Genomic DNA, 12,750 nt, shown 5'->3' on the forward strand with positions numbered 1-12,750 from the left:
AACTACTGTTTCCAGATGCGGCCTTTTTATTCTAGGTAGCTAAAAGACAACTTCATTGAAACACGTGGATAACACCCTTTGTTATAAGCAAAAAACTGCTCGCAGCGGTCTTTTTACAGTCACGGAACCGTGAATACTTTGAATGCAAAAAAAAAAGAGCTGGTCAAAACCAGCTCTTTTTTTCTATTACTTCTCTATCCCTGCTTTGATTTCTTTAATCATGCCAGCCATTGACTCAAGGCCTCCTCCAGATAAATACCAAAGGCCTGGATCCAGATACACAACGTGATTGTTTTTCACCGCATTGACTTCTTTTACGTACTCATTTTCAACAATTTGTTTAGCGGATGATTTTTCACCAATCGCTGCACCGCGGTCAACGACGAATAAGTAGTCTGGATTTTGCTTAACTAAATATTCGTATGAAATGCTTTGACCGTGCTTAGCGGATGGATCTAAACTGTCGTCTGCTGCTTTAATACCGAATACGTCGTGGATTAATCCGTATTTAGAACCCGGACCAAACGCTGTCATTTTGCTATCATTTGCCATCATTACAAGCGCTTTTTTATCTAGTTTGTCCGCTTGTTTTTTCAAATCTGCAATTTGCTTATCAATTGCTGCTAGCTCTTTTTTCGCTTGATCTTCTTTATTAAAAATTTGTCCTAGTACTTTTGTGTTTTCTTTAAATGACTTCACATAGTGCTGGTTGTCCGTATCGATATAGATCGTCGGCGCAATTTTTGAAAATTCATCAAATGAATCTGCTTGGCGGCCTTGAATAATAATTAAGTCTGGCTTTAATTCTGCAATTTTTTCGAAATCAGGTTCTTTTAAGCCACCTACATTCGCATACTTATCATCTTGATACTTTGATAAATACTCAGGAATCGCTTGTTTTGGCAAGCCCGCTACTTCAACCCCTAGTTTATCTAGTGTATCAAGTGCACCCATGCTGAATACTACAACTTTTTTAGGGTTTTTCTTAATTTTAATTCCGTCTTTATTGAACTGATCGGTTACTGTTACCGTCTCTTTTTGCTTACTTTCTCCACCTGTTGTTTCTTTTGCTCCTTGATTACCGCAAGCGGCTACAACAATCGCAGTTAAGACTGCTGCAAACATTACTAACACTTTTTTCACTTTCGTCACCTCATGAATAAATTTTATGAAAAATACACGCAAATACGCTGTCCGTTAACCGTTTCGATTGGAATATCCATATCGTATATATCCTTTAATACAGACGTTTGAATGATGGTTTCTGTTGGGCCTTCACAGATTACTTCACCGTTTTTAAGTGCCACAATATAATCCGAATAAACAGACGCAAAATTAATATCGTGAATGACAATTACAATCGTTTTGCCTAAGTCTTCTACGAGACGTTTCAACAGCTTCATAATTTCAACAGAATGCTTCATATCTAAGTTATTGAGCGGTTCATCTAAGAAAATATACTCCGTGTCCTGTGCGATGACCATAGCGATAAAGGCCCGCTGACACTGTCCCCCGCTCAGTTCATCCAAGTATTTGTCTTGAATACTTTCAAGCTTCATATAACTTAGCGCCTGATCAACCGCTTGTTCATCACTTTTTGTTAACCGGCCTTTTGAATAAGGAAACCTTCCAAAATTGACGAGTTCACGTACGCTAAGCCTGATATTCAGCTGATTGGACTGTTTTAAAATGCTCATTTTTTTGGCTAAATCTGAGCTGTCAATATTCTCTATATTTTTTCCTTCTATTGATATTGATCCTGAGTCGGCTTTAATGAGACGGCTCATAATTGAAAGCAGCGTACTTTTCCCCGCTCCGTTTGGACCGATAAATGACGTGATTTTCCCTTTTGGAATCACGACGGATGTTTTTTCCAAAACGGTTTTTTCTCCGTATGTTTTACTGACATTTGTTACTTCTACCATGATTTATTCTCCTTTAGCAGCAAATAAATAAAGTAAATTCCGCCGGCGAAGTCAATGATGACGCTCAGCGTGGTGCTGAAGGTGAACACTTTTTCAACGATAAATTCTCCTCCGACGAGAGCTATAACACTAAGCAGCAGTGATCCCATCATTAAATAGGTGTGCTTGTACGTTTTGAACAGCTCTCTCGCAAGGTTCACAACAAGCAGTCCAAGAAAGGTAATCGGCCCAACTAACGCTGTAGCCACTGAGACAAAAATGGCGATCACAATCAGCATTTTTTTGACGAGCCCGTCATAATCAATACCTAAATTTACCGCATGTTCTCTTCCAAGCGACAGGACATCAAAAATGGATGTAAAGCGCCACACGTAAATGCCAAGCAGGATAAATATGACGGCTGCGATGTATAGCAAATCGGTATTAACATTGTTAAAGCTTGCAAATGATTTATCTTGTACAACTTGAAATTCATTCGGATCGATCAGCATTTCCATAAATGAAGACATGCTTTTAAATAACGTGCCGAACACAATTCCAACCAGTAAAATAAAGAAAATATTCTTACCGGCTTTTTTGAACATCAGTATGTAAAGCAAGACCGAAAAGATAATCATCAGCGAAACGCAAAGAAGAAAGTTAAGATTTTTGTTCATGATGACAATATTCGTCGAGCCAAAGATGTACACAATAAACGTTTGCAGAAATAAATACAGTGAATCCAGTCCTAGAATACTAGGAGTTAGAATTCGATTATTAGTAATTGTTTGAAAGATAACGGATGAAAACGCAATGGCTCCTCCGGTTAAAAAAATCGCAGCAACTTTTTCAATTCTTCGCGGCAGCGTGTACTGCCAGTAGCCTAAATCGTAGCTGATAAACAGTGCCACTGATAAAACGGCCAGCGCGGCGAGAATGATGATTTTATGTTTGTTATGCATAACGACCTCTCCTTATCAGCATAAAAAGAAAGATCGCACTTCCTATTACACCGACCATTAGCCCAATAGAGATTTCATAAGGGAAAATAATGACTCTGCCTAAAATATCGCACGCCAGTACGAACACAGCTCCAAGCAGCGCTGTATAAGGCAGGCTTTTTCGCAAATGATCTCCACGGTAAATCGATACGATATTTGGAATGATTAATCCTAAAAAAGGCAGCATGCCAACGGTCAAAATCGTAATCGACGTAATAAGCGAAACAATGACTAATCCAATGTTTACGATTTGTTTGTATTTCATGCCTAAATTGATTGAAAAGCTTTCTCCCATACCAGCAACCGTGAACTTATCTGCGTAAAGATAAGCAATTATTACGAGCGGTATACTCAGGTATAAAAGTTCATATCTCCCTTTGACTACTAGCGAAAAGTCGCCTTGCAGCCATGAAGAAAGGTTTTGAATCAAATCGTATTTGTAGGCGATGAAGGTAGCTAAGGAACTTACGATACTGCCGAGCATTAAACCGACTAGCGGAATATAAATCGTATCGTTAAATTTAATTCTGTCTAGTATTCTCATAAACAATAGATTGCCCGCCAGTGAGAAAATGAAAGCAATGCTCATTTTTAATAGAGGACTTGCTGAAGCAAATACTAGTAGAGAAATCAACACACCAAGTCTTGCCCAGTCCATCGTTCCTGCCGTTGTTGGAGATACAAACTTATTTCGCGTAATTTGCTGCATAATTAATCCGCAAATACTAAGGCTCATTCCTGCCATAATAATACTCAAAAGCCTAGGAAAACGACTAAAAAACAGCGTTTGGCTTTCTTCTTTTGTTAAATGAAAGAGATCCGTCGCTGACAGATCTTGTACGCCTATAAAAAGAGACGAAACTGCTAGTACAGCAAACACAAGAATTAACTGATAAAACTTCAACTTTCCTTACTCCTTTCTTCCCTCTATAAGTCTAGTTATCTCCTCCTTCATCACATGTAAATGATTATCATTATCAATTGACTTTCTTTATCATATCATTATTCTCTAAATAATCAATGGTTTTCTCAAAATTTAAGCAAAAAAATACCTTAACAGATGGATCTGTTAAGGTATTTTAAGGTTCAATTAGACTTAAAAAATAGCTATTTCTCTCTTCATCTAAAAGAGGATTGAGACATAACTGTATTAATCTAAAGATGAATAAATTAGATACATTAACTCGTATGGATCGCTTAGTACGCCCATCTTGATTTCCGTGCAAGGCTTCTCGCTTTCCGCTTTTTTCGCAGGAGGCTTCGCCTTGCCCTCCAATTAACAGCTAGAAGTAACTACATATATGAAATCTGCGTTTACCATAACAACAAAAAAATCCGAACCATTAATAACGATTAATGATTCGGATTTAACTTTAAGCAAAATACTTTTGTGGCAGTCTCTCTGTATCAACATTACATATATATGAAATATATGTTTATATTTGAAAGAAATCTACTTATTTTGCAAATACATGGTTTCCGATAACTGCCGTTACTTGCTGCGTTGCAACCCATTGGCTTTCAGCGATTTTCGGATTATAGAAAAACAGCGCATCGTTTTCATGCGGGTTTGATAATGCTTCGCTTACCGCTTGTTTTGATTCTTCTGATGCAGGCTGATTAATTGCGCCGTTTGCTACTGGTGAAAATTGATATACGCCGTTTCCTAGCTGCTGATAAATAACGTCGTGAATGTTATTTGGAAATTCCGGTGAAGCTACACGGTTTAATACCACAATTGCTACCGCTACTTTTCCTTGGTACGGCTCACCTTTTGCTTCTGCCTCTACTAATCTTGCTAGTAAATCTTGATCTTGTGCAGAAACCGATGTAGACGGAGCAGTTTGTGCCGACGCCGGTGCTTCTCCTTGAAGTTTTAACGTTTGTCCGATGGTAATGATATCACTTTGTAAACCGTTAACAGCTTTTAACTGATCCACAGTCATGCCGTTTTGTGTTGCAATATGATATAACGTTTCGCCTTGTGCTACTGTATGTACAGATGTTGCCGGACTAGCGGCAGGTTGTGCTTGTCCCTGGTCAGGAATCGTTAATGTTTCTCCAACGTAAATCATGTCGTTTTGGCGGTTATTAGCACCTTTTAGCTCATCTACCGTAACCCCATTTTGTTGGCCAAGCCCCCACAAGGTATCTCCTTTTACGACTTTGTGCGAAGCTGCTGCTGATGCTGTTCCTTGACTTGCTAGAAATGCTACAGACGCTGCAGAAGCAACTGCCCATTTTTTTACACGTTTTTTACTCACAAAAACTACCTCCTAAAATTTGAACCTGTTATTACCTTAGCACATAGATTCGCCTTTTCATTAAAAAAAACAGTAACATTTGTTCTAATTGGATTAAGTTTCTTACAGTGCCATTCATTATGTTACAACTTTTACATGACCCTTAAAGAATATGTAGAAATATGACGATTTCATTGCGAAACGAGCTTTTTATCTGTTTACTTACATTCCTCTTTCTGTAAAAAACTTGATTTAATTATGATTAATCGCAGAGATAAAAAGGAAAACAGCAGTCAAATAGAGAAATAGTGTAACTATTGAGGAATGATTCAGCGCTTCTTTGTCAATTTACGTTTGTTTATTAATAAAGGAGGTCTATTTGGATGTGTGCAAATAAAATGTATGTGACGTATAACACGGAGAAACCGGCTATTACAATTCAAGGAGCTTTTTATCATACGGGAGGAACGCAGGAAGAGTTTTTGCGGGAATTCAAGTACTGGCTTGAATCTCACGGCTGGTCATTTATGGGCGTAACAAATGAAACAACGATGACAACGGCGAACAAAGAGTTAAAAGAAACGATGGAACAGCATAAAATAGAAGGCAAAAAAGTTCAAAGACTAGAAGATTTATAACGATTGCTTCTGTGACCCTTCACACATGTCCAAACGCCAATACGTAAAAAAGCCTTTAGATGAGCTAAAGGCTTTTTTACATTAACGAGAAAGTGCGACCACCTTCTGATTTTCTACTCTCTCTTCAACAGGCTTTCTCATTTCTTTTTCCGTCCATACGCCAATGCGTTTTTGTCTTTTTCCAAGAGGCTGTTTTTCACATGCATAGCAAATTTCTGAAATATCATCAAAATGAGCTAACGACATCTTTATCCCTCCTTTTCTAAATATACACAGGCAAGTTAGTATGCTTCTTCCCTTATTTTCCAAAGCTAAACTGCTTCTTCTTATATTTAAACAATTTATAAACAAACGGAATAAATAATTTCTACTTCATTATCATTTAGATTGTTTTATTTAGATATAGACGGGTAAACAAAAACTATCCCACCTCACACCCTGAAGTTTGAAACTGTCACGTAAAAAAGCAGCTTTCTATACATGTATAGAAAGCTGCTTTTTTATGTTTTTTTCTTTTACTAGATGTAAAATCTAAGGATACTCTCAGAAAACGAACGGCTATACTTTTATTGATGCTCTCCTATTCCAAATACTTCTGCTACATGATTTTCTAATTTATGCTTGTAGTGATCAATGTTTGGATGTTTGACTACATCATGAATAGAGTAAGTTGGAAGTGGACTCATACCGACGTACTGATTCATTTTATGCAAATGCATAATGGCTTCGTCTAAACTTTTTCCTTCATAGAAAGCTTCGTCATTGTCGAAAATAGCTTCCGGCGCATTCCACGTGAGAGAAAACATGTATTTTTTCCCCGTTAATAAGCCGCCTCGCCCGTATTGATTGGAGCCTTTAAAGAAAATGTTATCCATATACACGCGATCAATATATTGCTTAAACTTTCCGGGAATGCTGAACCAGTAAATAGGCGTCTGCATAATCACAACATCAGCCCATAGCCACTTTTCAATTTCTTCTTCTACTTCGTAGCCTTTATCAACCACCGTTGTTTTAATGTCAAATTGATCAGCGAGTAAATGCTGCATTTCGTTAAAAATCGTTTGATTTAACTCTCCTTTTGATTTTTTATAATACTCGTGTCCATTAATGATTAATACGTTTTTCATGCTGACCTGCTCCTTTCCAAAATCCTTGTTTCTTTATCTTCATATATCTGTATACCCATAAAAACTACTTACCTATCAGTACTATCTCTTACTTTGAAGTAACATAGGCACCTAGAAGTCCCTTTTTAAACACCCTTATGATTTCCTAAACAAAGAAAAAAACAAGGTCTAATTTACTGATTTCTTAGAAGATGTTTAACTTGCATAAAGCAAATCGTTTTTTAAAATCAGTTCTTTTAACCCAATAAAAAAGGCTGGCGAATTAAATTCCGCCAGCCTTTTTTTTATTTCGGTTCGCCTACTTCATTTAATGGATAGTAGCGAAACTGCACTTTTCCGATAACTGATTTTTGTGGAATGAAGCCAAATGCTCGTCCATCATGACTTACAGGACGGTTGTCCCCCATTACAAACAGTGAATTTTTCGGTACCTTCACTTTGCCATCAGTTGCAGGCAGCGTTTGAAGCGTAAAATCTTCCGTGAATTTTTCATTAGGTGCAAGAGAATTTTTAGATTCTTTTAAATACGGCTCTTTATAAGCTTTACCGTTAATATATAGAACGTCGTTTTTCATTTCTACCGTATCTCCTGGCAGTCCAATTACACGTTTAATATAATTTTCATCTGCATCCGGTGCATGAAATACAATCATATCAAAGCGATCAACATCACTGATTTTATTTAAAATAACGCGGTTTGAATCTTCAAACGTTGGATACATCGATTCCCCGTGAACTGTAGTTGGCGCAAATAAAAAATGGCGAACTCCCACTACAATAACCAATGCAATAACAATGGACTTAATCCATGAAAACACTTCTTTTTTTACGTTATTTTTGCTCATCTCAAAACATCCCTTACGTCAAAATATACTTTCATCATAGCATCAAATAGAGGGAAAGTATAATAATAACCGAATAATCTTATTTATTGATCACCGTTTGTCACTGTGCCTTGATGGAAAAACAAACGCCACTTTTCTTCTCTTTTTCGCCAAATAGAACTGCGAAGCGTCTTTTTTTCTGCCGTATGGTTCATAAGATGATAGGTAGTTAATACACAGTCAGGAGACAATACGTCTATATGAAAATGAGAGATTTCGAATACATCTGGCGAGAGTACATGATTGTTATTGTAATCTTTTCGTTTCCATACCGTGCCCGAACTGCCAAACTCCACGTAATCATCTGCAAGAATGTTAACAAGCTCTTTAGCAGAGGTTCGTACTTCTGATTTTAAGTGCATGCATTCTAATTCATAAAATATTTGGGTAGCGTTCTCCATTTTTTATTCATCTCCTCTTACGCCTATTATAAAGAAATAACGCATTATTTTCATACAAACAAACCATACTCATATCCCGTATAGATATAAGTATGGTTTGTTCAGCTGATTCTATAGCGTCTATTCTTACCTGCCATCCAATCGCTAATGATTTTCACCACAATTCCTATGATAAATACTGTGAGAAAAGAATAAAAAATTGTCCAGTTCAGCAATTCATATAAATGCAGCGCTCTAAATAGCGGAATACCTATAAAAGCAATAATGGCAGAATTAACGGCATGTGCGATGAAGAAAAATTTCCATTTGCTAAAAAATTGGTAGACGAGTGCGATACTTACCGGAATAATAGCAAAGTCAACCGTATTGAAGCGATCTGTAAACGGAAGCATCTGGTGAGGATAGCACCACAGGTTAAAAAATTTCCCGAATTCATCTACCAAACCGACTATGTCAAAGCTGATAAAAAAAACGAGAATCATAAAAAAGAGGCGCTGTCTATCAATAAAAAAGTAAAAAAGCAGCAAAAAAAGAGCGTTTATCACCACTATGAGCCACCATTGAAAACTAAAAAGATCTTGATGAACCCAATAAGAAAATTCCTTTTCATTTAAGACTTGTTGCATCATTTTGATCATTTCAAACATAGAAATCCCTCCTATCTTAGAAAGTCTGTCCATGAGGGTTTCACTTCATACAAAAATGCCAAATCACGCATGGTGCTTTCCTTTCTTACATCCATCTTCTTCAAAAACAGATTGTACCTATTTAGCGATTTCTATCTGTCTAGTAAAAATTTTTCGCAGGAGCTTTGCTTTTCATCTCAGAACCTATTGACTATTATTTTCATTTCATACAAAATTAACAATTGTGCATGGTTTACATGTTAATACGAGCAAAAAGATACTGTTTTGCAACATTAAAGGAGGAACAACATGAACATCGGTACGATTAAAAGAGAAGCTAAAGCTTCTTTAAAGAATCGCTGGGGACTTGCGATTTTACTGACGGTGGTGACGTACGGAGTATATACGCTTCTGCCTATTCCATTTGAAATTGTGGCAAGCGGCGGCTATGACAATTGGATGAAAGATGAATCTGATTCGGCGTCATGGATTTCAACTGCCTTTGCTATTGTCTTTTCGCCTCTTCTCATGGCGAACTACTGGGCATTTTTAGGTTTGGCGCGAGGTGAATCTGTCCGATTGGGACATTTGTTTAAAACATTCCAAGACTTCGGTCTTTATGTAAAGTCACTAGGAATTTATGTACTGATGACTCTTTATGTGATGCTGTGGTCACTGCTTTTACTGATTCCTGGAATTATCAAAGCACTGGCATATTCACAAACGTACTATATTTGTAAAGACAATCCTACTTACTCGATGAATCAAGCGATTACAGAAAGCCGCAGGTTGATGAATGGTTATAAAGGACAGTACTTCCTGCTGCTACTAAGCTTTCTTGGCTGGTTTTTATTAAGTATTATTACACTAGGAATCGGCTTTTTATGGTCTATTCCATACCTTTCTGCTTCACTTGCCCGTTTTTATGAAAATTTGTTAAATGAACGCTCATCGCATGCTGAATAATAAAAAAATCCTCTTCAACGTGAAGGGGATTTTTTTATAAGAACACTGTTTGCATAAGTGAAGCTCTGATGTCATAAAGCTTACTAAGAGTCTAGAAGAAAGGCAGGAGCTTATATGTATACTACAAATGAAATTTGTCAGCAGTTTGGCCAGATTTTAAACGCTAAAAGCAAAGTTAGTCCAACAGGATGCTCAGTGTCTCTTAAAAGAAGCTTTCAAGCTCATGTTCAAGGGCGGAAAAGCAGCTCTGTCGTTCCTGTTGGTGTATCATTTGAAGCGATAGACGCACAGGGAAACGCGTTAAACTTGGCTGAGATTGCTATTTTACAAGAAGAAATCCCCCGTTTTACAGAAGCTGCTGCGCGGCAAGGTCTTATCGTAAGCGCTTTGCATAACCATTGGCTTTTTACAGAACCGGTCCTTATGTATCTTCATATTCAATCTGTCGAGCCTCCTTTACATTTTGCGAAAAAAATGGCTTTTTGTTTTACAACCCTCAAGAGTCTTCCCGTTCCGACAAACGAATAATTTATTAAACGCATCTCTCAGGTATATTAGAGAGGTGAAAGATGTTTTTTATACCTATAGATTACTAATATAGCTAAAGGAAACCTCCTTATCTTTTAAGTCATTAACAAAAGGGCGCTATGTATTTTTGAGAAGCTGCATAAAAACAAAACCCAGCACTTTCTTATAAGTGCTGGGCTTCTGCTTTATCTATTTTCGCGTATATCTTTTTCAATTTTCCGCAATGCTTTTTTGGATCCTCGCTGCAGATCATGCTGCTCTTTTCGATCTTTATAGCTAATAAATAACGAATCGAGGTCATAGCCTTCGGGATATAATGCAGCAGCTTTGATTTCAAGAGCTACTCGCTTAATGTTTACTTCAATTAACTCATTCTGATAGAGTACGACTATATTGTTTGTGTTGTCTTTAGACTTATACACAATCGCATGATTTTCATAATCTAACAGTTTGACTCGATCTCCCATTTGGTATTCAACACGGTCTTTTTTCTTTTCCTTCAAAATAGTTGGCTTTTTTATTTTATCTTCTCTGACGACTTCTGTATCATACGATTTGCTTTCCATATAGAACTTTGCTTTTTGTAAAATCTCTTCTTCTACCTTCATCTTCTTTGAAATCCAAAGCGCATTGCTTTCTCCAGATGTGCCAATTAACAGCTGATACAGCGGTTCTAATGTTTTACTGTTGAACTGCATCGCGGCATTCATAAAGTCAGGATGAATTTCTGAGAAACGCTTAATTTCTCCGTAATGCGTAGTCGCGACCGTTATGCAGCCCATATGATAAAACTTTTCTAAGATTGCAATCGCAAGTGCAGCTCCCTCATTCGGTTCGGTGCCGCTGCCAATTTCATCGAATAGGAGCAGCGTATTGTTCGTTGCTTTTTGCAAAATAGCCGATATATTTTTCATGTGTGAGGAAAAGGTGCTCAGCGCATTTTCAATACTTTGGTTGTCGCCGATATCGACAAAAATATGTTCAAACAATGCAATTTCTGTTCCTTCATCAGCTGTAATATGAAATCCTAACATTGTAGCGAGTGTCAGTAGCCCAATCGTTTTTAAGACAACGGTTTTTCCTCCTGCGTTAGGTCCCGTAATAATTAAGCTTCGATAATTCTCGCCAATTTCGAAGTGAAGCGGAACAATTTTACCAGTTAACAGCGGGTGATATGCCCCTTTTAAATGAATATATCCATAATCATTAATTTTAGGTTCGATTCCGTCTGCCTGTTTACTGTATTTTGCTTTGGCAAACACCATGTCGTATTGGCTAATTAGCTCTAAATTAATATGAATATCAGCTAGCTTCTCTAACACTAAACCTGTTAAAGACGCTAAAATTTGATATTCTTCTACCTCTTCTTCTGCTTTCAAAATCGCTAGTTCCGCATTCAGCTTTGTAATAGATGCCGGCTCTATGAACACTGTTGACCCTTTAGAAGATGTTTCAACAATCGTTCCTCCAACATGATTTTTATAGGATGCCTTGATCGGAATCGTATAGCGGTCTCCTTTTTTACTGATGAAGAAGTCTTGAATATACTCTTTGTTTTTACCGTTTCGTAAAAATTTCGCAAGCTGTTCTGAAATCTTCGCTTCCGTTCCTTCTATATGTCTTCTGATACGCTTGAGCTCTTTGCTTGCCGCAGCGTCTACTTTTCCGGCTTTGATGGCAAAATTAATTTCCTCTTCTATACCTGTCAGTTCTTTCATCGAATGGGCATAGGAACTTAAGAGCGAAGCAAAAAATTCTTTATCCACCATATATTGTTTTACTTTTCTGCAGCCTTTTAAAAAATCGGATACGCGCATTAGCTCTTCGGGCTCTAAAATCATGCCTTTTTCAAGCTTTTCGATGACTCTTCCTATACCTGAGACACCTGATAGCGGAAGTGATTTCTCAGCATCTAGAAGTCTTCGTGCTTCCGTTGTTTCTTTAAGTCGGTTTTTTACTGTTTTAAGAGATGTGCTCGGCTGAAGTTTATCCATTAATTGTTTTCCCAGCTCACTTACGCAGTGAGATTTTACGATTTCTTTTAATTCCTGATACTGCAATTTTTCAAATGTCATCGTATTCATGGTTTTTCTCCTCACTATGATTTGTCATCACATATGAAGATACCTATTTATTAGAAGGCAATGAAAAAGGTAAATAAAAAAAGCTGTGGTGATCCCACAGCTTTTTGCGTTCATAAGGTGTCTAAACACATATCACAAAAGAAAGCTCTGTAAAAACAGACGCCTCTCTCGCGACAAATGCCGAACCCTTTATAAAGCATTGTAGGTATCTTCATAGGCAGTGAAATAAATCCATAAGCAAATAAAGGGTACCTTCATTCTCCAAAAAATACCCGTCTTGCTTATTTAATTTATTTCATTCAATTGTTCCTATTTAGATACTACTCCGCTCATAAAAGCACCTCA

The 12,750-nt window shown here is 37.3% G+C and carries 14 protein-coding genes; 3 read left to right on the top strand and 11 right to left on the bottom strand.

The features are described from left to right. Nucleotides 1–186 precede the first annotated feature (186 nt). The 5 genes from ACFX4W_RS06170 to ACFX4W_RS06190 all read right to left on the bottom strand — a co-directional run bounded on the left by ACFX4W_RS06170 (nt 187) and on the right by ACFX4W_RS06190 (nt 5,169). Nucleotides 187–1,143, bottom strand: coding sequence for a siderophore ABC transporter substrate-binding protein (locus tag ACFX4W_RS06170; protein WP_043981408.1), 957 nt, complete (start codon nt 1,141–1,143; stop codon nt 187–189). 23 nt (nt 1,144–1,166) lie between these two features. Then, entirely contained in the window at nt 1,167–1,925 is a 759-nt protein-coding gene (locus ACFX4W_RS06175; protein WP_043981407.1) for an iron ABC transporter ATP-binding protein, read from the bottom strand. Continuing rightward, the gene (locus ACFX4W_RS06180; RefSeq protein ID WP_043981406.1) at nt 1,919–2,866 is read right to left on the bottom strand and encodes an iron chelate uptake ABC transporter family permease subunit; all 948 of its coding nucleotides are present in this window, start codon (nt 2,864–2,866) and stop codon (nt 1,919–1,921) included. Before ACFX4W_RS06180 ends, ACFX4W_RS06175 begins: the two co-directional genes overlap by 7 nt. Beyond that, nucleotides 2,859–3,809 (bottom strand): ABC transporter permease, encoded by a 951-nt coding sequence (locus tag ACFX4W_RS06185; protein WP_043981405.1) that lies wholly within the window; start codon nt 3,807–3,809, stop codon nt 2,859–2,861. Before ACFX4W_RS06185 ends, ACFX4W_RS06180 begins: the two co-directional genes overlap by 8 nt. Nucleotides 3,810–4,362: 553 nt before the next feature. Next, nucleotides 4,363–5,169 carry a cell wall hydrolase gene (locus tag ACFX4W_RS06190; protein ID WP_043981404.1) on the bottom strand — a complete coding sequence of 269 codons (807 nt, stop codon included), beginning with the start codon at nt 5,167–5,169 and terminating at the stop codon, nt 4,363–4,365. Nucleotides 5,170–5,531: 362 nt separating this feature from the next. Between ACFX4W_RS06190 and ACFX4W_RS06195 the strand changes: the two genes are divergently transcribed. Further along, nucleotides 5,532–5,786: a hypothetical protein gene (locus tag ACFX4W_RS06195; RefSeq protein WP_013057893.1), complete on the top strand. Its 255-nt coding sequence runs from the start codon at nt 5,532–5,534 to the stop codon at nt 5,784–5,786. A gap of 81 nt (nt 5,787–5,867) precedes the next feature. On the opposite strand, the gene ACFX4W_RS06200 is transcribed toward ACFX4W_RS06195, so the two are convergent. The 5 genes from ACFX4W_RS06200 to ACFX4W_RS06220 all read right to left on the bottom strand — a co-directional run bounded on the left by ACFX4W_RS06200 (nt 5,868) and on the right by ACFX4W_RS06220 (nt 8,848). After that, nucleotides 5,868–6,032 (bottom strand): hypothetical protein, encoded by a 165-nt coding sequence (locus ACFX4W_RS06200; RefSeq protein WP_013057894.1) that lies wholly within the window; start codon nt 6,030–6,032, stop codon nt 5,868–5,870. A 320-nt stretch (nt 6,033–6,352) separates the two neighbouring features. Continuing rightward, on the bottom strand, nt 6,353–6,916 hold the full coding sequence (locus tag ACFX4W_RS06205) for an NAD(P)H-dependent oxidoreductase (RefSeq protein ID WP_028409265.1): 564 nt from the start codon (nt 6,914–6,916) through the stop codon (nt 6,353–6,355). 284 nt (nt 6,917–7,200) lie between these two features. Next, nucleotides 7,201–7,761, bottom strand: coding sequence for a signal peptidase I (gene lepB, locus ACFX4W_RS06210; RefSeq protein WP_043981403.1), 561 nt, complete (start codon nt 7,759–7,761; stop codon nt 7,201–7,203). Between the two features lie 83 nt (nt 7,762–7,844). Further along, a complete protein-coding gene (locus ACFX4W_RS06215) occupies nt 7,845–8,201 on the bottom strand; it encodes a nuclear transport factor 2 family protein (protein WP_043981402.1) in 357 nt (118 codons plus the stop codon). A 101-nt stretch (nt 8,202–8,302) separates the two neighbouring features. Continuing rightward, entirely contained in the window at nt 8,303–8,848 is a 546-nt protein-coding gene (locus tag ACFX4W_RS06220; RefSeq protein WP_052500336.1) for a CBO0543 family protein, read from the bottom strand. Nucleotides 8,849–9,136: 288 nt separating this feature from the next. Between ACFX4W_RS06220 and ACFX4W_RS06225 the strand changes: the two genes are divergently transcribed. Both ACFX4W_RS06225 and ACFX4W_RS06230 read left to right on the top strand, forming a co-directional pair. Beyond that, complete coding sequence (locus ACFX4W_RS06225) at nt 9,137–9,793, top strand: DUF975 family protein (RefSeq protein WP_043981401.1); 657 nt, start codon at nt 9,137–9,139, stop codon at nt 9,791–9,793. Nucleotides 9,794–9,907: 114 nt separating this feature from the next. Beyond that, nucleotides 9,908–10,321 carry a DUF1259 domain-containing protein gene (locus tag ACFX4W_RS06230; protein WP_029715116.1) on the top strand — a complete coding sequence of 138 codons (414 nt, stop codon included), beginning with the start codon at nt 9,908–9,910 and terminating at the stop codon, nt 10,319–10,321. A gap of 185 nt (nt 10,322–10,506) precedes the next feature. Here ACFX4W_RS06230 and ACFX4W_RS06235 read toward each other — a convergent pair whose 3' ends face one another. After that, on the bottom strand, nt 10,507–12,405 hold the full coding sequence (locus ACFX4W_RS06235; protein WP_043981400.1) for an endonuclease MutS2: 1,899 nt from the start codon (nt 12,403–12,405) through the stop codon (nt 10,507–10,509). Nucleotides 12,406–12,750 lie beyond the last annotated feature (345 nt).

This window comes from Priestia sp. YIM B13489, assembly GCF_042787645.1.
In the GTDB taxonomy this organism is placed as follows: Bacteria; Bacillota; Bacilli; order Bacillales; family Bacillaceae_H; genus Priestia; species Priestia megaterium.

What these genes read in the sequence shown, in the direction of transcription:
- ACFX4W_RS06195 (WP_013057893.1), top strand. Translation starts at nt 5,532, where the DNA reads ATGTGTGCAAATAAAATGTATGTGACGTATAACACGGAGAAACCGGCT.
- lepB (WP_043981403.1), bottom strand. Translation starts at nt 7,761, where the DNA reads ATGAGCAAAAATAACGTAAAAAAAGAAGTGTTTTCATGGATTAAGTCC.
- ACFX4W_RS06200 (WP_013057894.1), bottom strand. Translation starts at nt 6,032, where the DNA reads ATGTCGTTAGCTCATTTTGATGATATTTCAGAAATTTGCTATGCATGT.
- ACFX4W_RS06205 (WP_028409265.1), bottom strand. Translation starts at nt 6,916, where the DNA reads ATGAAAAACGTATTAATCATTAATGGACACGAGTATTATAAAAAATCA.
- ACFX4W_RS06230 (WP_029715116.1), top strand. Translation starts at nt 9,908, where the DNA reads ATGTATACTACAAATGAAATTTGTCAGCAGTTTGGCCAGATTTTAAAC.
- ACFX4W_RS06180 (WP_043981406.1), bottom strand. Translation starts at nt 2,866, where the DNA reads ATGCATAACAAACATAAAATCATCATTCTCGCCGCGCTGGCCGTTTTA.
- ACFX4W_RS06175 (WP_043981407.1), bottom strand. Translation starts at nt 1,925, where the DNA reads ATGGTAGAAGTAACAAATGTCAGTAAAACATACGGAGAAAAAACCGTT.
- ACFX4W_RS06215 (WP_043981402.1), bottom strand. Translation starts at nt 8,201, where the DNA reads ATGGAGAACGCTACCCAAATATTTTATGAATTAGAATGCATGCACTTA.
- ACFX4W_RS06225 (WP_043981401.1), top strand. Translation starts at nt 9,137, where the DNA reads ATGAACATCGGTACGATTAAAAGAGAAGCTAAAGCTTCTTTAAAGAAT.
- ACFX4W_RS06235 (WP_043981400.1), bottom strand. Translation starts at nt 12,405, where the DNA reads ATGAATACGATGACATTTGAAAAATTGCAGTATCAGGAATTAAAAGAA.
- ACFX4W_RS06220 (WP_052500336.1), bottom strand. Translation starts at nt 8,848, where the DNA reads ATGTTTGAAATGATCAAAATGATGCAACAAGTCTTAAATGAAAAGGAA.